The sequence below is a fragment of the Mycobacterium sp. SMC-18 genome (assembly GCF_045310895.1).
GTDB lineage: Bacteria > Actinomycetota > Actinomycetes > Mycobacteriales > Mycobacteriaceae > Mycobacterium.
Genome location: NZ_JBJIAL010000032.1, coordinates 23,786 through 42,775 on the forward strand (window position 1 = coordinate 23,786; position 18,990 = coordinate 42,775).

Below are 18,990 nucleotides of genomic sequence, written 5' to 3' on the forward strand. Positions count from 1 at the left end.
CGGAGTGCTAGCTGGGGCGCAGCACCGGGATGAGCGCGTCGATCACCGAGCTGTCCTCGATGGTGGACGGGACGACGTAGTCGGTGCCTTCGGCGATCTGCCGCATGGTCTTTCGCAGGATCTTGCCCGAGCGGGTCTTGGGCAGCGCGCCCACGACGGTGACGTCACGGAAGGTGGCGACGGCGCCGATCTGGTCCCGCACCATCGCCGCGAGTTCCTGTTGCAGCACCCCGCCGTCGATGTCCGCCCCGGCCTTGAGCACGACGTAGCCGCTGGGCCGCTGCCCCTTGAGGTCGTCGTGGACGCCGATGACGGCGCACTCGGCGACGGCCCGGTGGCCGGCGATGACGGCTTCGATGCTCCCGGTCGAAAGCCGGTGCCCCGCAACGTTGATCACGTCGTCGGTGCGGCCCAGCACGGTGAGGTAACCGTCGTCGTCGACGTAGCCGAAGTCACCGGTGAGGTAGTAGCCGGGGAACGCCGACAGGTACGACTGCACGTAGCCCTTGTCGTTCTGCCACAGCCCGGCCAGCGTGCCGGGCGGCAGTGGCAGCTTGATGACGATGTTGCCCTCGACGCCGGGCGCGACCGGATTGCCCGACGCGTCGACGATGCTGACGCGGTAGCCGGGTACCGGCACGGTCGGGGAGCCGGCTTTGATGGGCATGGGTTCGAGCCCGCGCAGGTTCGCGCAGATCGCCCAGCCGGTTTCGGTCTGCCACCAGTGGTCGACGACGGGGCAGTGCAACTTCTCCGAGGCCCATTCATAGGTGTCGGGGTCCAGCCGCTCCCCGGCGACGAAGAGCGTGTGCAGCGTCGAAATATCATGGCCCGCAAGCAATGACGCGTCAGGGTCGGCTTTGCGGATGGCACGCAGCGCGGTCGGCGCGGTGAACAGCGCCGCCACGCGATGTTGCTCGATGACCCGCCAGAACGCGCCCGCGTCGGGAGTGCCGACGGGCTTGCCTTCGTAGAGCACGGTGGTGGCGCCGGCGATCAGCGGCCCGTACACGATGTACGAGCTGCCGACGACCCACCCGATGTCCGAGGCCGTCCACATCACCTGGCCGGCACCGATGTCGTAGACGTTCTTCATCGACCAGGCCAGCGCGACGGCGTGCCCCCCGTTGTCGCGGACGACGCCCTTGGGCCGCCCGGTCGTGCCGGAGGTGTACAGGATGTAGAGCGGGTCGGTGGCGGCCACCGGCACCGGAGCGGCGGGCTCGGCACCTGCGGCCAACGTGTCCCAATCGAGGTAGCCCGGATAGTCGGCGGCCTCCCCCGCGATCTCGCCGCGGTTCTTGACGATCACCGTGGCCGGCGCGGCGCTGGTCAGCGTCAGCGCCTTGGCGACGACGGGCAGGTATTCGACGGTGCGACCCGGTTCCAGCCCACCGGAGGCGGTCAGCAGCGCCACCGGCTGTGCGTCGTCGATGCGGGCCGCGAGTTCGTTCGCCGCGAACCCACCGAACACACCACCGAGTGGACGGCGCCGATGCGGGCGCAGGCCAGCATGGCGACAACCGCTTCGGGGATCATCGGCATGTAGACCACGACGCGGGCGCCCTTGGTGACGCCTTGTGCGGCAAGCACTCCGGCGAAGCGCGCCACCCGGTCGAGCAGTTCGGCGTACGTGAAGGACTGCTGCACGCCGACCATCGCGGAGTCGTAGATCAGTGCGGTGCGGCCGCCGTTACCGGCCGCGACGTGCCGGTCGAGGGCGTTGTAGCAGGTGTTGAGCTGACCGTCGGGGAACCAGCGGTAATGCGGCGCCGCGGAATCGTCGAGTGCGCGGGTCGGCGCGACGGTCCAGTCGATGGCCTGCGCGGCCGTCAGCCAGAAGTCGTCGGGCCGCTCCGCTGCGGCCTCGAACGCCTCGCGATAGGCGCTCACGCGAGTTCCTTGGCGACAGCCGAGAACACCGTCATGAACCAGTCCAGGTCCGACATCGAGAAGACAAGAGGTGGGCGCACTTTGAGGATGTTGCCATGTCCGCCGCACACAGAGATCAGAACGCGGTTATCGCGCATCATGTCGACGATGCGCTGCGCCTGCCCGCGGTCGTGTTCCTTGCTGTCGGGGTCGGCGACGATCTCGACGCCGGTGTACAGGCCCGCGCCGCGGACGTCGCCGACGAACGGGTAGTCCTTCGCCAGCGCGCGCAGTTCGGCGCGCAGTTGGTCACCGACCTCGACGGCGTGCGCGGCCAGCCCGTCGCCCTGGATGACGTCGAGGACGGCCTGCGCCGCGGCCATCGAGACGGGGTTGCCGCCAAAGGTGTTGAAGTAGGGCGTCTCCTGTGCGAAGGCGTCGAGAATCTCCGGGCGGGCGGCCATCGCCGCGACAGGAATGCCGTTGCCCATGGGCTTGCCCATCGTCACCAGGTCGGGCACCACGCCGTGCCGCTGGAAACCCCACATCGCCTCGCCGGTCCGCGAGAAGCCCGGCTGCACCTCGTCGGCGATGAACACGCCGCCGGCGCGGTGGACGACCTCGACAGCGGGCGCCAGCACCGATGGATCGACGTAGATGCCGTCGGAGGAGAAGATCGAATCCAGCAGCAGCGCGCTGAACTTGTGGCCGTGCCGCTCCAGATCGGCGATCGCGGCGCTGACCTGGTCGGCGAACCACTGGCCCAGCACCGCCGGGTCGATGCGGTACGAGTCCGGCGCCGGCACCGTGCGCACGTTGGCGCCCAGTGGCACACCGACGCCCAGCGACGGCGACATCGCCGAGATCAGCGCACTGTTGCCGTGGTACGCCTCCTCGGTGACGATGACCCCGGTGCCGCCGCTGTACTGTTCGGCGACCCGGACGGCCAGGTCGTTGGCCTCGGATCCCGTGCAGGTGTACATGATCGACGAGATCTCCGCCGGGAACGTGGCCAGCAGCTTCTCGGAGTAGTCGAGGATGCCGCCGTGCAGGTACCGGGTGTGGGTGTTGAGCTCCGACATCTGCCGGGTGACGGCCTCGATGACCCGCGGGTTGCAGTGCCCGACGCTGGCCACGTTGTTGTAGGCGTCGAGGTACTTGTTGCCGTCGGCGTCATAGAGATGGGCGCCCGAGCCTTTGACCAGGTGGACGGGCCGGTTGTAGAAGAGCCGATAGGACGGACCCAGCGTCGATCGCCGCTTCTCGACCATGGCATCGGTGGTGGGGTCGAGATCTTCCCCTCCGGTGTAGCTGTTGGAGTCCATGATTGTGGAGAAAGCCATGTTCGTTGTCCTTGCGGTAGAAAGCGATCGGCGCGGTGTGACGAGGTGACGGCGGATGCTGGATGACGCCTACGGCGTCAACGTTCTTCGTCGAGCACGACGCGCCCCAATCGGTCGTAGCGCTGCGGGGACCGGGCCCGAAGTACCAGGGCGACAACGATTCCGGCGATCGCGGTGCCACCGACGACCCAGGGAATCGAATCGAAGACGATGTCGTCCTTGGCCGTACCCGCCGCGAACGAGGCGTTCTTGATCAGCAGGTAGATGACGTACAGCATGCCGATGCCGCCGAGCCCGGGGGCGACCAAGGTGCGGAACCAGTGCGTGGTCTCCGGATGTTGCTTGCGCACATGGAAGTACGAGACCACCGAGAACGCCGCCATCGCCTGCACGATGAGAATGGCGGATGTGCCCAGCAGCGCGGCAAGGCCGTAGAGCCCGCTGTAGGGATCGCGACCGGAGACCGCGAACCACAGCACGATCACCAGGGTGATGGCCGTCTGCACGAAGCCCGCGAAGTGCGGGGATCCGTGGATGTGGTGGGTACGGCCAATGGTTTTCGCGGTTCCGGGGAGGATGTCTTCCCGGCCGAGCGCGTAGATGTAGCGGGCAGCGCAGTTGTGGAAGGCCATGCCGCACGCGTACGAGCCGGTGGTGAGCAGGATCTGGAACATGGTCACGGCCCAGCCACCGAGGTGCTCACGCACCGGGGTGAAGAAGATCTCCCCGGCGGTGTTCGTATCCTGCGCCAGCGCAATGGATTTGCTGGGTCCGGTGCCCACGATCGCCAGCCACGACACCACGATGTAGAACGCCCCGATGCCGAGCACCGACGACATGATCGCAACGGGGATGATCTTCTTGGGGTTCTTGGACTCTTCGCCGTACATGGCGCTGGACTCGAATCCCACCCAGGACCAGAAGGCGAAGAACAAGCCGATCCCGGCGGAGCCTGCCACGGCCATGGTGCCCGCGCCGCTGACGTTTGGGACGACGGCGTCGAGCCCCTTCAGCCCGTTGATCGGGTTGAGAGATGACAGCGACCAGCCTTCCGGGCCACCGCCGCTGACGACCACCGAACCCGCCATCAGCGTCAACATCACAATCTCGGTGATCAGCAGTCCGCCAAGCACTTTCGCGGCCAAGTTGACATCGAAGTAGGTGAGTACCGCATTGGCGACGATCATCACCACGGCGAACAGCAGCCACGGCAGATGCACGTTGAACAGTGAGGCGAACAGATCCCGTGAGAAGAACGAGAAAATGCCGACCAGGGACGCCTCGAAAACCACGTACGCCAGGACCGTCAGGAAACCGGCCGACAGACCGAGCACCCGCCCGAGTCCGTGCGAGATGTAGCCGTAGAACGCACCGGTGGCGGTGATGTGCTTCGACATCGCCGCATATCCGACAGCGAAGAGGCCCAGCACGATGGTGGCGATGAGGTACCCGGCAGGAGCGGCGGCGCCGTTACCGGACCCGACGGCGATCGGGACGTTGCCGACCATCGCGGTGATCGGGGCGGCGGTGGCCACCGCCATGAACAGCACGCCGATCAAGCCGACGGCGTTGGGTTTGAGGCGCTGCACGCCGGGGCCGCTGTCGGGCGGTGCCGGTGTCAGCGGGGCGGTTCGTGGGTGGTCGTCGATTTCACTCATGGGTGCTGACCGATCCGATCTGATGGGAGATGGGTCCGGGCCACGCTGGCCGGTTTTGGGTTTATTTGGTCTGCTCTGTCGAGCGGCACTTCAGCTAATCCGATGGACCAATGGACCCCCACGCCATCGGCACAGGGCTATTGGTACCAGACCGCCCCGACGTGGTCAATACCCGAACTACCTGCACACTTCCTGTGCGCCCTGCCAAAATCGCGCCATATTTCCGGCCCGTAAAGCCGTCGTTACCAATTTTCGGTTTTGGTTCACTTTCGAGCCAAAGTGCGCTACAACTGACCAGACCAAATAGTGACCGTGCCCACACCGCCAGTTCAGGAGAGCCACAATGAGCGACATGGCCGCCACCGACTACGAACGCTTCGCGCGCGCTGCGCTCCCGCACTATGGGCTCGATTCGGCAACCGTGACGCTGCTGAGCTACTCGGAGAACGGCACCTTCCTGGTGGAATCGGGGACCGAACGCCAGGTCCTGCGCGTGCACCGGCCCGGCTACCACTCGCTGGCCGCCATCGAATCCGAACTCGACTGGATGGAGAGCCTGCGCCGCGACTCCGCGATCACGACACCGCAGGTGATTCCCGCCCCCGACGGACGCCGGGTGGTGGAGGCCCGCATCGGCGACCAGAGCTGTCTCGTCGACCTGTTCACGTTCGTGGAAGGCACCATCGCCGAGGACGACGCCTCGGACATCAGCTTCAGCGAGTTGGGCGCGATCACGGCGACGCTGCACGACCACGTCCAGCGCTGGCAGCGACCGGAGGCTTTCACACGCTTCCGGTGGGACCTCGACACCATGCTCGGCGCCGCCGGCCGGTGGGGTGACTGGCGGGACGCGCCGGCCCTGTCGGCCGGCGATGCCGCCGTCATCGAGGAGGCCGAGCGCAAGGTCATCGAACGCCTCACCGACTACGGCATGGGCCCCGACCGCTTCGGGCTGGTCCACGCCGACCTGCGGATGTCGAACCTGATGGTGCACAAGGGCAAGATCACCGTCATCGACTTCGACGACTGCGGCTGGTCGTGGTACCTCGCCGACCTGGGTGCGGTGGTGTCGTTCGTCGAGGACACCCCGGACGCCGCCCGCATCATCGACGAATGGCTCGCCGGCTACCGCACCGTCCGCGACATCCCCGCCGCCGACCTCGCCGAGATCCCCACCTTCGTCATGCTGCGCCGCCTGATGCTCACAGCCTGGATCGGCAGCCATCCCGAATCCGGACCGGCACAGACCCTCGGGCACCGATACGCCTCCGGCACAGCACAATTGGCGCAGTCCTACCTAACCGACCCATCGTGGTTCCGGGTTGATGTGCCCGCGACCGCTCCCACTCTCTCCCACTGACAGGACACCGCGCACCATGTTCGATCTCACCAACAAGAACGTCATCGTCACCGGCGCCACCAAGGGCATCGGCTACGGCATCGCCGCGGTCTTCGCCACCGCGGGCGCCAATGTCGCCGTGGCGGCCCGCTCACTGCACGACCTCGACACCGCCGTCTCCGGCCTGGACGGGCTCGGGTCCGGCAAGATCATCGGGGTCGCGGTCGACGTGGCCGATCCCCGGTCCTGCCACGCGATGGCCGAGGCTGCCGTCGACGCCTTCGGCGGCATCGACGTGCTGTGCGCCAACGCCGGCATCTTCCCCGAGGCACCGCTGGCCACCATGACACCCGACGATCTCGCCACCGTGCTCGACGTCAACGTCAAGGGCACCGTCTACAGCGTGCAGGCCTGTCTCGAGGCGCTCACCCGCAGCGGCGCCGGCCGTGTCATCCTCACCTCGTCGATCACCGGTCCGGTGACGGGCTTCCCCGGCTGGTCGCACTACGGCGCATCCAAGGCCGCACAGCTGGGCTTCATGCGCACCGCGGCAATCGAACTCGCGCCCAAGCGCATCACCGTCAACGCCATCCTGCCCGGCAACATCCTCACCGAGGGTCTGCAGGAGATGGGCGAGGACTACATCGCCGGCATGGCCCGCTCCATCCCCGCCGGGACGCTGGGCACTCCCGAAGACATCGGCCACGTCGCCGCGTTCCTCGCCAGCGACGAGGCCCGCTACCTCACCGGCCAGTCCATCGTCGTCGACGGCGGGCAAATCCTGCCGGAATCCCTGGACGCCGTCGCCGGGTGACACCAGGTCGGTACGGTGAACGACATGGACGAGTCCGAGGGTGGCCCGGTAGCCGAGGATGTGCGGCGCCGCATCGTCAGCATGCTCGACGCCGGAACGCTCCGTCCCGGTGACCGTCTCGGTTCCGAACGCGAGATGGCCGAGCAGTTCTCCGTCTCGCGGGCGACGCTGCGCAGCGCCCTGGTTCCGCTGAGCCGCGCCGGCATCCTGGAGCGGCGCAGCGGCCGTGCGGGCGGCACGTTCATCAAGACCGTGCTCGTGGAACGCAACGTCGCCGAGCTGTCGGGCCTGCCGAATCGGCTGAAGCAGGGCGGTCATTCCACGACCCGCAGCCGGGTGCTGTCGACGGCCCTGCGCGGCGCCACGGCCATCGAGGCGCAACGCCTGGGCATCGAGCCCGACACCGAACTCGTCGTCATCCAGCGCCTGCGCTACGCCGACGGCTTCCCGCTGTCGGTCGACTGCGCGCACTTCCCCGCCGACCTCGTGCCGGACCTGCTCGAGCAACCTCTCGGCGGGTCGCTCTACGACATCCTGGCCGTCCGCTACGACCTGCGGCCGGTCACCTCGGTCGAGAGCATCGAGGTCGTCAGCGCCAATCCCCGTGAAGCGTCCTGGCTCGAAATCCCGACGCGCACTCCCCTGCTGGCGATGACGCGTGTCGCCTCGGATGCGGGCGGGCGGCCGTTCGAATACTCCGAGGATCTGTTCCGCGCCGACCGGGTCCGGCTCGTCGCCAAGACCTCCGCACTGGCCGAACGCGAGACCCTCGGCACCGACGGCCGCGTCGAGCTCACCGTCACGGCCTGACTCAGGCGAACAGGTCGACGGCGGCGGCGATGCGGGCCGCGGCGTCGCCGACGATCGCCTCACCGTGGCCGAACCCGGCGATGCGGGCGCCGGTCGCCGCGATGATGCCGGCGGCCCGGACCGCGGCGGGCCGGTCGGTGTTGAAGACACCCACGGCCACTTGACCATTCACCTCGGCGACGGCGTCGCCGGTCAGGACGGCATCATCGTCCGGGAGATACAGCGCGATGCTGCCCGGAGTGTGTCCCGGTACGGCGATGACGCGGGCGCCGCCACCGAAGTCGAGGACGTCGCCGTCGGTCACGGTGCGGTCGACGCGGCAGGCCGGACCGTGCGGTGCGGCGTCGAAATCCGGCCGCAGCGTTCGCTCGGCGTCGGTCAGCACCGGTATCGGACCGGCGTCGTCACCCGTGATGTACGACGAATCAGGCTCTCCGGCAATGACTTCGGCACCTGACCAGCCGGCGATCTCGGCGGCGGCGCCGCAGTGGTCCTCGTGAAAGTGCGTCAGCACAATATGTTTCACGTCGACAGGCCGGCGCCGCAGCGCGGCGAGGGCGTCGGCGATCAGCGCGGCGCTGTCGGGCCAGCCGGTGTCGATGAGCGTCACGCCGTCGGCGTCGAGGCGCAGGTAGCAGTTGAGCAGATGTGCCCGCTCGCCAGGGATCCGCAGCCGGTACAACGTGGGCGTCAGCGCGAGCAGATCGGCCATGCCCCCACGCTAGCTCAGGGCGGGCGCCGGGTTCCGCTTGGCTCGCGACGGCCACCAGTTGTACTTGCCGACCAGCACGGCCAGCGCCGGCACGGTGACGGTGCGGACGATCAGGGTGTCGATCAGCAGGCCGACGCCGATGATGAAGCCGCCCTGCACCATCGAGCCGATGCTGCTGAACAGCATGGCGAACATGGGTGCGGCGAAGATCATTCCGGCAGAGGTGATCACGCTGCCGGTGCTGCGCACGGTGCGGATGACACCCGAGCGGATGCCGTTCGGGGATTCGTCGCGGATCCGGGAGATCAGCAGCATGTTGTAGTCGGCGCCGACTGCCACCAGCACGATGAATGCCATGCCCGGGGTGCTCGCCGCCATCGGCTGGCCGCCGAGGATCTGCAGCACGATGACGCCGATGCCGAGCGATGACAGACACGAGAGGATCACGGTGCCAACGAGATACAGCGGCGCGACCACTGCCCGCAGCAACAGCACCAGGATTAGGAAGACCACGATGACGGTCATCAGCACGATGTACCGCAGGTCCTTGTTGAAGTAGTCGCGCAGTTCCGCGTAATACGGCGTCATGCCCGACATCGCGATCTTGGCATCGGCCAGCGACGTATTGGCTTGTGCGCCTTGCGCGGCGGCGAGGATCGCCTTGACCTGATCCATGGCTTTGGTGTCGTACGGGTTGAGCTTGGACTCGACCAGGTACCGCGCCGAATGCCCGTCGGGCGACATGCAAACCCGGGCCAGGTCCTTGAATTTGTCGTTGCCCAGGATTTCCGGCGAGATGTAGAAGCCCGCGGCGCCCGGCTCGGACGCGTGCAGTTTCATCGCCAGCAGGAATGCCGACGCGTGCGAGAGGCCTTCGCCGAGTTGCTTGGTCTGGTCGTCGAGGACACGCAGTCCCTCGGCGATCTTGCGGCTGCCCTCGGCCAGGGCGTTGGCGCCCTCCTGCAGGGCGGCCATGTTCTGCTTCGCCAGCAGCAACTCGGCCTCACCGAGCACGGCATGCTCGACGCGCTGCCGGAGAACCGCGGCGTCGGTACCGGCCTCCGCGCTACGAGCCAGCACGATGGCGGTCTGGAAGGTGTTCTGCAGACTGTGATTTCGGATGTCGCCGAGGAACAGGGTGCCGCCTGGCGCCAGGAGCTCCACCGCTTTGTCGATGACCTCGGTCAGGTACGCCGCATTGGGGAAGTACTGCACCACCGAGTTCACGATGATGGTGTCGAAGTGACCACGGGGCAGTCCGTCGGTGACGTGGGCGGCCCGCGCCATGAACTCGACGCGGTCACGCCACGGAATCTGCAACTCCCGCAACGAACGCGCCAGCTTGTCGACCGCTGCCGATGACACGTCGGTTGCGACGTACTGCTCGCAGTGCGGGGCGATCTGGGACAGGATCAGGCCCGAGCCGGCGCCGATCTCCAGGACCCGCCGCGGGCGCAGCGCCATGATGCGGTCGATCGTGGCAGCGCGCCACTGCTCCATCTCGGCCAGCGGAATCGGCTCGCCGGTGTAGCTGCTGTTCCAGCCCCGGAAGTCCGAACCGAACTCGGGCGCTTGGCCTTCCGCGTCGTCGGCGCCGTACAGCTCGTCGTAGATGTCCTGCCACTCGCCGACGATCTCCGCGTCGTGTTGGGTGTCGCGGCTGCCGTCGGTGGCGTGTTCGAACGTGATGTAGCCGACCAGTTGGGCGCCACCGGTGCCGTGATGCACGGTCGCGGCGGCCTGGCTGACCTGCGGGCAGGCCAGCAGCGCGCTCTCGATCTCGCCCAGCTCGATGCGCTGGCCGCGCAGCTTGATCTGGGTGTCGGCCCGCCCCAGATAGTCGAGCGTGCCGTCGGCGTTCCAGCGCGCCAGGTCGCCTGTCCGGTAGATGCGGCCGCCGGAATCACCGTGCCCACTATGCGGATTGGCGACGAACCGTTCGGCGCTCAGCGTGGGCCGGCCCACGTAACCGAGGGCCACCGCGGGGCCCGCCAGGTACAGCTCGCCCGTCACGCCCGGCGGCACGGGGTTGAGTTGGGCGTCGAGCACCAGGGTCCGGGTGCCCGCGATGGGCCTACCGATGTTCACCGGCCGGCCCGGCGTCAGCGGGGTGCCGGTGGCCCAGATGGTGGATTCGCTGGGTCCGTACGCGTTGAACATGCGGCGCCCGGGCGCCCAGGACTGCACGAGTTCCTCGGGGCAGGCCTCACCGCCGGTGATCAGGGTCGTCAGCCCGTCGAGCCGCGACCGATCCAGTGACGCCACCACCGTCGGGGTCAGCAGCGTCGCGCTGACCCGGTGGTGTTGCATCAGATCGACGAGCGCCTCGCCGGCGTACACGTCCCGCGGTGCCACCACCAATGCGGCCGCGGCGCCGGTCGCCATCAGCATCTCGAACAGCGACGCGTCGAAGGTCGGGGCGGCGACCATCAGCACGCGCGCTTCGGCGGTCAGCTCGTACGAGTCACGTTGTGCTGCAGCGGCACCCAGCAGGCCGGCGTGGCTGACCGCCACGCCCTTGGGCTCACCCGTCGAGCCCGACGTGAAGATGACGTAGGCGGTGTTGTCGACGGCCAACGGCGCCGGGCGCTCGCCGTCGGTGATCGGTTCGGCGCGGAAACCGGACAGATCCACGTCCGCCCGCAACACCGGACGCGGGCCCGCACCGCCCACCTGGTCGGCGTCCCGCGTCAGCACGCACGTGGCGGCGACCGAATCCAGCACCGTGGCAATACGTTCGACGGGGTGGGTGCGGTCCACCGGCACGTACACGCCGCCGGCCTTGAGCACGGCCCACCACGCCACCACCAGTTCGGCGCACCGGTCCATCGCGACACCCACGGCGCGTTCGGGACCCACCCCGTTCTCGATCAGCAGGCGCGCCAACCGGTTCGAGGTTTCGTCGAGCTCGTGATACGTCAGACTGCGCGCTCCGTCGATGACGGCGACCGCGTCGGGATCGACCGCGACGGCCGCGGCCAGCAGCTCGGGCCCGAGTCCGATCGGCGCCTGCACCCCGGCGCCCGACCAACGCCGCAATTCGTCCTGCTCGGCCTCGTCGAGGAGGTCGATGGACAACAGCTTCCGCGCCGGGTCCTCGGTCATCGCCACCAACAGCCGGCGCAGTCTGCCGATCAGCGAAGCGATCCCGGCTTCGGTGAACACCTCGGTGTCGTATTCGATGTGCAGCCCGAGCTCGTCACCCGGGAACGCCTCGACCGTCAGCGGATAGTGGTTGAACTCGCGGTTCGCGAACTCGGCGATGGCCAGGTCATCGACCCCTACGGACATCCCCGCTTCGACCGGATAGTTCTCGTACACGAACAGCGTGTCGAAAAGTTGGTCATGGCCGGCCACGCGGTGAATCTCGCCCAGCGCCAGGTGCTGATGGTCGAGGGTGTCGTTGTGCGCGGTCTGCAGCTGGTCGAGCAGGCCGGTGACGGTGGTGCCCGCGGTCAGGTTGGCACGCACCGGCACGGTGTTGATCAGCAGGCCGACCATCGATTCGGTGTCGCCGACATCGAGCTGTCCGAGCCGGGACCGCGCGGTACCGAACGCCACGTCGTGCCTGCCCGTCAAGGACGACAGCAGCACTGCCCACGCGCCTTGCAGCACGGTGCTGACGGTGGTCTGACACGAGCGGGCCAGGTCTGACAGTGCGCGCGTGGTCTCCGCCGGAACCTGGAACGACGCAAAGCCGCGTTGCCCCCGCCCCAACCGGTCCTGCAGCCGGTCCTGCGGGCCCACGAGCGTCGGCGTATCGAAGCCCGCGAGCACCTCACCCCACGCGGCGCGCGCCGCATCGAGATCGCGATCGGCGAGCCAGGTGATGAACTTCCGGTACGACGCCGCGGGCGGCAACCGGTGCCCGGCATAGCCGGCGAAGATCTCACGCAGCAGGATCGGCAGCGACCAGCCGTCGAGCACGATGTGGTGATTGGTCAGCACAAACCGGTGCCGGTCCTCGGCGATTCGGATCAGCAGGGCCCGGAACGGCGGCTCACCGGCGAGGTCGCCGACCGCGACGCGTTCGGCGGCGCACAGTCGCTGAATCTCGTCTTCGTCGAGCACACCCGTCGCGCCGAAATCGAGGAATTGCCAAGCGATCTCCGGCTCGGCCAGGATCACCTGCACCGGTTCGTCGAACTGCTGACTGAACGTGGCCGCGAGGTGCGGATGCCGGTTGACGGTGCGTTGCACGGCATCGCGGAGTCGCTGCGGGTCCAGCGCGCCGGTCAGCGTGAAATCCAGCTGCACCGAGTACATTTCGGCCGCGACGTCGGCCCGCTCGTGCGCGGTGCTGCTGTGGAACAGCAGACCCTGCTGCAGCGGCGTCAGCGGCAGGATGTCGGCCACGCGGGTATTGCTGCTGCAACTGGTCGATCTGCTGCTGCCCCAGCCGCGCCGGTGCGATGTCCGATGGCGTCAGACCGCCGCCGCCCGAACGGACATGTGCGCAGATACCGGCCAGCGCCTCGAACCACAACCGGCTCAACCGGTTCAGCTGGGCATCGTCGAGAACCGAGGTCGCCCAGGTCCAGTCTGCCTGCAGCTGGGGCCGGCGTCGGTGTCGACGGTGCCGGCGTTGAGTTCCACGGTGTGGAACAGCGGCAACGGGGCCGCGGCGCCGGCCAGGGACAGTTCGTCGCGTCCGAGACGCCACAGCTCTTCGACACCGGCGATCTGCGGAAAGCCGAGGCGCCCAAGGTAGTTGAACCCGATGCTCGGCTCGGCGCCATCGAGATCGATGTCGTCGTCGAGGTAGCGCAGCAGCCCGTAGGTCAGGCCCGCGGGCTGTGCACGCAGCTGTTCCTTGGCCGCCTTGACAACTGCGCCGAGCGCCTCGTCGCCCGAGGTGATCTGCGACCAGGACAGCTGGCGCATCGCCAGCGAGACCGGGTATTTGGCGGTGAACCAGCCGACGGTCCGCGACAGGTCGACATCGTCGGCGATACCTTCGTCGCGCCCGTGGCCTTCGACGTCGATGCCGACGGCGACCGACCGGTGCCCAGGAATTCGGTGACCGCGAGCGCGAAACCGATCAGCAGGATGTCCTGCACGCCGGCGTGGAATGCCGCCGGCACCTCGCCGAGGAGGGCCCTGGTGTGCTCGGCGTCGAGCGTCACCGACAGCCGGCCCGCGGTGGCGTAGGTGTCCACATCGGGGTCCGCGGCCGGCAGTGCCGCGGATACCGAGGCCGCCCGCTGCCAGGCCGCCGCCTGTGCCCGCACGTCCGGATGGTGCGCATACTCGCTGAGCAGCGTGGCCCACCGCTGGAACGACGTGCCTGTCGTCGTCAGCTCCACCGGGTGGCCGGCGCGATGCTGCGCCCACGCAATGTTGATGTCTTCCAGCAGGATTCGCCACGACACCCCGTCAACCGCGAGGTGATGGACCATCAGGACCAGCTGCCGGCTGGGGCCGACCCACATGGCGCTGACCATCACCCCGGCACCCGGGTTCAGCCGTCGCCGCGCCGCGGCCACGGCGGCTTCAGACAGCTCGTCCACATCGACGACGCAGTCGCGGGCATCGACCGAGCCGGCCTCGGGTACCGACAGCGTCCCGTCGGCGCCGACCCGCAGCCGCAGCATGGCGTGCCGATTCATCAAGGCCTGCAACAACATCACCGCGTCGTCGCCGGTGGCGCCGTGCGGCGCCTGCAACACCAGGGTCTGGTTGAACTCGTCGACCGGTCCTTCGATCCCGGCGAACCACCGGATGATCGGGGTGGCCGGCACCGATCCGATGCCCTCGTCGACGACATCGTCGGCGTCGTCGGTCACGGTCACCGTCTGTGCGAGGCGCGCCACCGTCTGTTCGACGAACACGTCACGCGGGCGGCATGCCAGGCCGGCGGCCCGGGCGCGCGCCGCCACCTGCATCGCGAGAATGCTGTCGCCGCCCAGCTCGAAGAACGAGTCGTCGACGCTGACGGCCGCCGGCTCCAGGCCGAGGATCTCGGCATAGATGGCAGCCAGAATCTCTTCGACAGGGCTGTCCGGCGCGCGGTAGTCGTCGCCCGTGTACTCCGGGGCGGGCAGGCCGCGGGTGTCGAGCTTGCCGCTGGTGGTGAGCGGCAGCTCGGTCAGCGCCACGACCGCGGCCGGAACCAGGTACGCCGGCAGGCGCTCGACGAGGGCGGCCCGCACCTCGACCGGATCGACGGCGCCGGTGACGTAACCGACGAGGCGCTTGTCGCCGGGACGGTCTTCCCGGACGATCACCGCCGCCTGCACGACGCCGTCGACTGCGGCCAAAGCTGTTTGGACTTCACCCAATTCGATGCGGTAGCCACGGATCTTGACCTGGGCGTCGGCGCGTCCGACGTACCGCAGTTGTCCGTCCTCGCCCCAGTACACCAGGTCTCCCGTGCGGTACATCCGCTCGCCGGGCCTGCCGAACGGGCATGGCACGAAACGTGATCCGGTCAATGCGGTGCGGTGCAGATACCCGACACCCACCCCGGCACCGGCCACATACAGTTCGCCGACCACGCCGGGCTGCACCGGCCGCATCCAGCCGTCCAGCACGAACAATGCCGTGCCGCGCGGTGGCGCGCCGATCGGCGCCGCGCCGGCGTCGGCCGTCAACGGCGCGCTGATCGCGGCGTAGATCGTGGTCTCGGTCGGGCCGTAACCGTTGACCATCACACGCTCGGGCGCCCACTGTTCGACCACCTCGGCCGGGCACGCTTCGCCGCCCATCACCAGCGCGCATGACTCCAGCCCTGTCATGTCCAACATCCCGATGGCAGAGGGCGTTTGGGTGAGAACGGTGACTTTTTCCGCGATCAGGAAGTCATGGAACTCGGCCGGATCGGCGGACACCGACTCGGGCACCACCACCAGCCGGCCGCCGCGCAGCAGCGCCGAGAAAATCTCCCATACCGAGAAATCGAAGGCGTACGAATGCCAATGCGACCAGGCCTGCTCGGGCGGCAGGCCGGCATCCTGCGAAGCGATCAGCTGCGTCAGGTTCTGATGGGCGATCGCAACGCCTTTCGGCGTTCCGGTCGTGCCCGAGGTGTAGATGACGTAGGCGACATCGTCGGGCTCCGGGCCGGCCGCGGCCGGCCAGTCGTCGGGCCCGTCGAACAGCTCCCGCACGTCGATGACGACGCCGTCGAAGCCGTCGAACCGGTCGGCCAGGGCCGTGGTGGTGACGGCCGCGAACGGTGTGGAATCGTCGAGCATGAAGGCGATTCGGGGCGCCGGCAGTGCCGGGTCGATCGGCAGGTACGCCGCGCCGGTCTTGAGCACGCCCAGGATGGTCACGATGGCCTCGGCGGAACGCGGCAGCATCACCGCGACGCGGCGCCCCGGCCCCGCGCCGCGGTCGGCGAGAAGCTGGGCCATCCGGTTCGACGCGCGGTCCAGCTCCCGGTAGGTAAGGGGCCGACCGTCACCGCTGAGCGCTACGGCCTCCGGCACGCGAGCCACCTGAGCGGCGAAAAGTGCCGGGATCGACAGCGGCATGGCCGTTTCGGCGGCGAGCGTCGCCCAGTTTCCGAGCTCCGCCAGCCGGTCCTCGGCCGGTGCACCGAGCACCGGCAACGCCGACAGGCGCTGCGCCGGGTCCGCCGTCATGGCGGTCAGCACGCGGTGCAGCTGGTCCGCCAGTTCCACGACGTCGAGCTGCCGGGTACCGAACGTCGTGACGGAGAGTTCGTCGCCCGTACCCGAGAACGCCAGGCCGGAGCCGCGTCCGAGCCCGGAGATCAGCTGAGCTGCCGCGGTGGCCTCGCCCAGCGGCACGGTGAATCCGGACGGCAGGAAGTCCACCACGATCCGGTCCGCACCCGGCCCGTGAATCTTGCGCTCCAGGGCCTGGACGGGAAATCGCTGATGGCGCAACGCTTCTCGGGTTCGGGTGTGCACATGCGCGCAGAATTCGGCGACGGTGGCGTCGGGGGAAACCTGCAGCACCAGCGGGACCACCCCGGCGACCATGCCGGGCAACGTCTTCGACACCTGCAGCACGCGCCGCGTCACCGGCAGGTCGAGCACGACCTCGTGGCCCTCGGCCGCCCGGCCACGTAGGACCAGTGCGCACGCCGCGATGAGCACCGTGGACCGGCGCACGTCCCAGTCCGCACACAGTCGTTCGACCTGGGACAGCAGCGCGGGGGCGAGCGGGATCGGCTCCGACGAGCCGTCGGCGCCAGCGGCGTCATCCGGCGGCAGGTTGCGAGTCGACTGCGCCGGCAGGTTCGCGGTCCAGTAGGCCTCGTCCTCGGCGTAGTCCGCGGAGGCTTCGTACGCGTCTTCGGAGTCGAGCAGATCCCGCAGCGAACTGAAGTAGGACGGCTGAATCGCCACGCCCGCAACAGATTCCGAGTAGACTGCGGCGATGCGCTGCAGGACCAGCGCCAGTCCGATGCCGTCGGCGACGATGTGGTGGCAGCAGGCGAAGAAGTAGGACTCGTCGGCGCCGGCCCGGAAGTAGGCGAACCGCAGCAGTGGGCCGTCGAACGGCATGGGGGTGCGCTGCAGTGCCGAGGCCATTGCGCGCGCCTCGGCCATCGGCTGGTCGGCATGGGTCAGATCGTGGAAAGCCACCTCGAAATCGGCGGCATCGAGCAACCGCTGGCGCACCTGGCCGCCGGACTCCGAGAACGTCGCCCGGACCGGGTCGGCTTCGCCGACGACGTGGCGGATCGACCGCTCGAAGACCTCGAAGTCAACCGGCCCGTCAATCTTCACGAAGATGCCGAGCTGCCACTCCGCAGCCGGTTGACCGGTTTCCTGCGCGAGCCAGATGTCCAACTGCCCACGCGTGACAGGCAACGACGAATCGCCGAGATCCATCCCAAACACTGAAATGCCGAACTACCCCTGACTTACCGAGCGATCAGAGCTGCTGACCCACCGCCAGGCGGTCCCGCAAACTCTTTGGCCGGATGTCCGTCCACTCCCGTTCGATGTACTCCAGGCACGAGGCGCGGTCGGCCTCGCCGAAGACCACCCGCCAGCCCGCCGGCACATCAGCAAATGTCGGCCAGAGGCTGTGCTGTTCCTCGTCGTTGATCAGCACGAAGAAAGATCCATTGTCGTCATCGAACGGGTTGGTGCTCATGGTGCTCCCAAAAGAATTGACGCTCAAGATAATTGGGCTTTGCGATTTCACTCGACCCGTGGGCGAATGCTACATGCTCTGACTATGTCCACAAATGGGCGTCAATAAACCCGCCCCGGCGCGGCGCGATCGAGCAACCCGTCCGAAAACACCGGTACCGTAACGACTTTCGCGACATTCTTTGCCCAATGCCGACAACAGTACCGACTTCCCTGGGAACACCGCCAGGTGGCTGTTTCCGATAGTTAGCTGAAGTTGCCGCTAGGTGTTCAGACGGAAAGGCGCGAGTAGCGGCCGGAGCGGAGGTGATTTCGGCGAGCCGCGAATCAAACCATGGCGCGGCGGCCGGCCAGGGCCCGGCCCAGCGTCAGCTCGTCGGCGAACTCGAGGTCGCCACCCATCGGCAGACCCGACGCGATGCGCGTCACCGTCAGCCCCGGAATGTCGCGCAGCATGCGGACCAGGTACGTCGCCGTGGCCTCGCCCTCGGTGTTGGGGTCGGTCGCGATGATCACCTCGACGATGTCCACGCCGTCGACCCGCTGCCCAATCCTGTTGAGCAGCTCGCGAATTCGCAGCTGTTCCGGCCCGACGCCGGACAGCGGATCCAGTGCGCCGCCCAGGACGTGGTAGCGCCCGCGGAATTCGCGGGTGCGCTCCACCGCCTGGACGTCCTTGGGCTCCTCGACGACACACACCAGGGAGCCATCGCGGCGCGGATCGCTGCAGATGCGGCACCGGTCGTCGTCGGACACGTTGCCGCACACCGCACAGAACTTGACGCCGTCACGCACCCGGTTCAGCACCGCGGTCAGCCGGTCGATGTCCGGCGGCTCCACCGACAGCAGGTGGAACGCGATGCGCTGGGCACTCTTCGGCCCGATCCCCGGCAGCTTGCCGAGTTCGTCGATCAAATCCTGTACGGGTCCTTCAAACACATCAGAACCCGGGCAGGCCCATGCCCTGCATGCCGCCGGCCAGCGGGCCGAGGCGCTGCTGCGCCATCAGCGTCACCTGCTCGGAGGCGTCGCCCAGGGCACCCACGATGAGGTCCTGCAGCGTCTCGATGTCGTCGGGATCGACGACCTTCGGGTCGATGGTGAGCGCGGTGATCTCACCGCTGCCCATCATGGTGACCTTGACCAGACCGCCACCGGCCTGACCGGTCACCGACGAGGTGGCCAGGGACTCCTGCGCCGCCATGAGCTGCTGCTGCATCTGCTGCGCCTGAGCGAGCAGCGCGGACATATCGGGCTGGCCACCGGGTTGCATGACGGTCCCCTCGAGTTTCGATGATCGGGTGTGCGCGCCAGCCTAGTCGCCCGACGGATCACCGGGCGACCGACTGGCCGCGAAAAGAATCT

At 68.1% G+C, this 18,990-nt stretch carries 9 protein-coding genes and 2 pseudogenes; 3 read left to right on the forward strand and 8 right to left on the reverse strand.

What is annotated here, in order from left to right; all coding sequences use genetic code 11:
• Positions 1–7: 7 nt before the first annotated feature.
• From ACJH6J_RS22440 to ACJH6J_RS22450, 3 genes and pseudogenes are all read right to left on the reverse strand, one after another.
• Positions 8–1,893: pseudogene (locus ACJH6J_RS22440) on the reverse strand (propionyl-CoA synthetase).
• Positions 1,890–3,215: an aspartate aminotransferase family protein gene (locus ACJH6J_RS22445; RefSeq protein WP_212807380.1), complete on the reverse strand. Its 1,326-nt coding sequence runs from the start codon at positions 3,213–3,215 to the stop codon at positions 1,890–1,892. The pseudogene ACJH6J_RS22440 and the gene ACJH6J_RS22445 overlap by 4 nt, the downstream one beginning before the upstream one ends.
• A gap of 77 nt (positions 3,216–3,292) precedes the next feature.
• Positions 3,293–4,873 (reverse strand): APC family permease, encoded by a 1,581-nt coding sequence (locus tag ACJH6J_RS22450; protein ID WP_212807381.1) that lies wholly within the window; start codon positions 4,871–4,873, stop codon positions 3,293–3,295.
• 343 nt (positions 4,874–5,216) lie between these two features.
• Here ACJH6J_RS22450 and ACJH6J_RS22455 point away from each other — a divergent pair, with 343 nt between their 5' ends.
• From ACJH6J_RS22455 to ACJH6J_RS22465, 3 genes are read left to right on the forward strand one after another with little or no spacing between them, the layout of a single operon-like run.
• Positions 5,217–6,233 (forward strand): phosphotransferase enzyme family protein, encoded by a 1,017-nt coding sequence (locus ACJH6J_RS22455; protein ID WP_212807382.1) that lies wholly within the window; start codon positions 5,217–5,219, stop codon positions 6,231–6,233.
• A 16-nt stretch (positions 6,234–6,249) separates the two neighbouring features.
• Positions 6,250–7,026, forward strand: coding sequence for a 3-oxoacyl-ACP reductase FabG (gene fabG, locus ACJH6J_RS22460; RefSeq protein WP_212807383.1), 777 nt, complete (start codon positions 6,250–6,252; stop codon positions 7,024–7,026).
• A 24-nt stretch (positions 7,027–7,050) separates the two neighbouring features.
• Positions 7,051–7,836, forward strand: a complete 786-nt coding sequence (locus ACJH6J_RS22465) for a GntR family transcriptional regulator (RefSeq protein ID WP_212807384.1) — start codon at positions 7,051–7,053, stop codon at positions 7,834–7,836.
• Between the two features lies 1 nt (position 7,837).
• Here the strand turns inward: ACJH6J_RS22465 and ACJH6J_RS22470 are convergent, their stop codons facing one another.
• The 5 genes and pseudogenes from ACJH6J_RS22470 to ACJH6J_RS22490 all read right to left on the reverse strand — a co-directional run bounded on the left by ACJH6J_RS22470 (position 7,838) and on the right by ACJH6J_RS22490 (position 18,898).
• Positions 7,838–8,548 carry an MBL fold metallo-hydrolase gene (locus ACJH6J_RS22470; RefSeq protein WP_406774033.1) on the reverse strand — a complete coding sequence of 237 codons (711 nt, stop codon included), beginning with the start codon at positions 8,546–8,548 and terminating at the stop codon, positions 7,838–7,840.
• A gap of 51 nt (positions 8,549–8,599) precedes the next feature.
• A pseudogene (locus ACJH6J_RS22475) lies at positions 8,600–17,358 on the reverse strand (amino acid adenylation domain-containing protein); the annotation flags it as partial.
• 43 nt (positions 17,359–17,401) lie between these two features.
• Entirely contained in the window at positions 17,402–17,626 is a 225-nt protein-coding gene (locus ACJH6J_RS22480) for an MbtH family protein (RefSeq protein ID WP_061001811.1), read from the reverse strand.
• Between the two features lie 326 nt (positions 17,627–17,952).
• Positions 17,953–18,564, reverse strand: coding sequence for a recombination mediator RecR (gene recR / locus ACJH6J_RS22485; RefSeq protein WP_029105128.1), 612 nt, complete (start codon positions 18,562–18,564; stop codon positions 17,953–17,955).
• Position 18,565: 1 nt separating this feature from the next.
• On the reverse strand, positions 18,566–18,898 hold the full coding sequence (locus tag ACJH6J_RS22490) for a YbaB/EbfC family nucleoid-associated protein (RefSeq protein WP_029105129.1): 333 nt from the start codon (positions 18,896–18,898) through the stop codon (positions 18,566–18,568).
• Positions 18,899–18,990 lie beyond the last annotated feature (92 nt).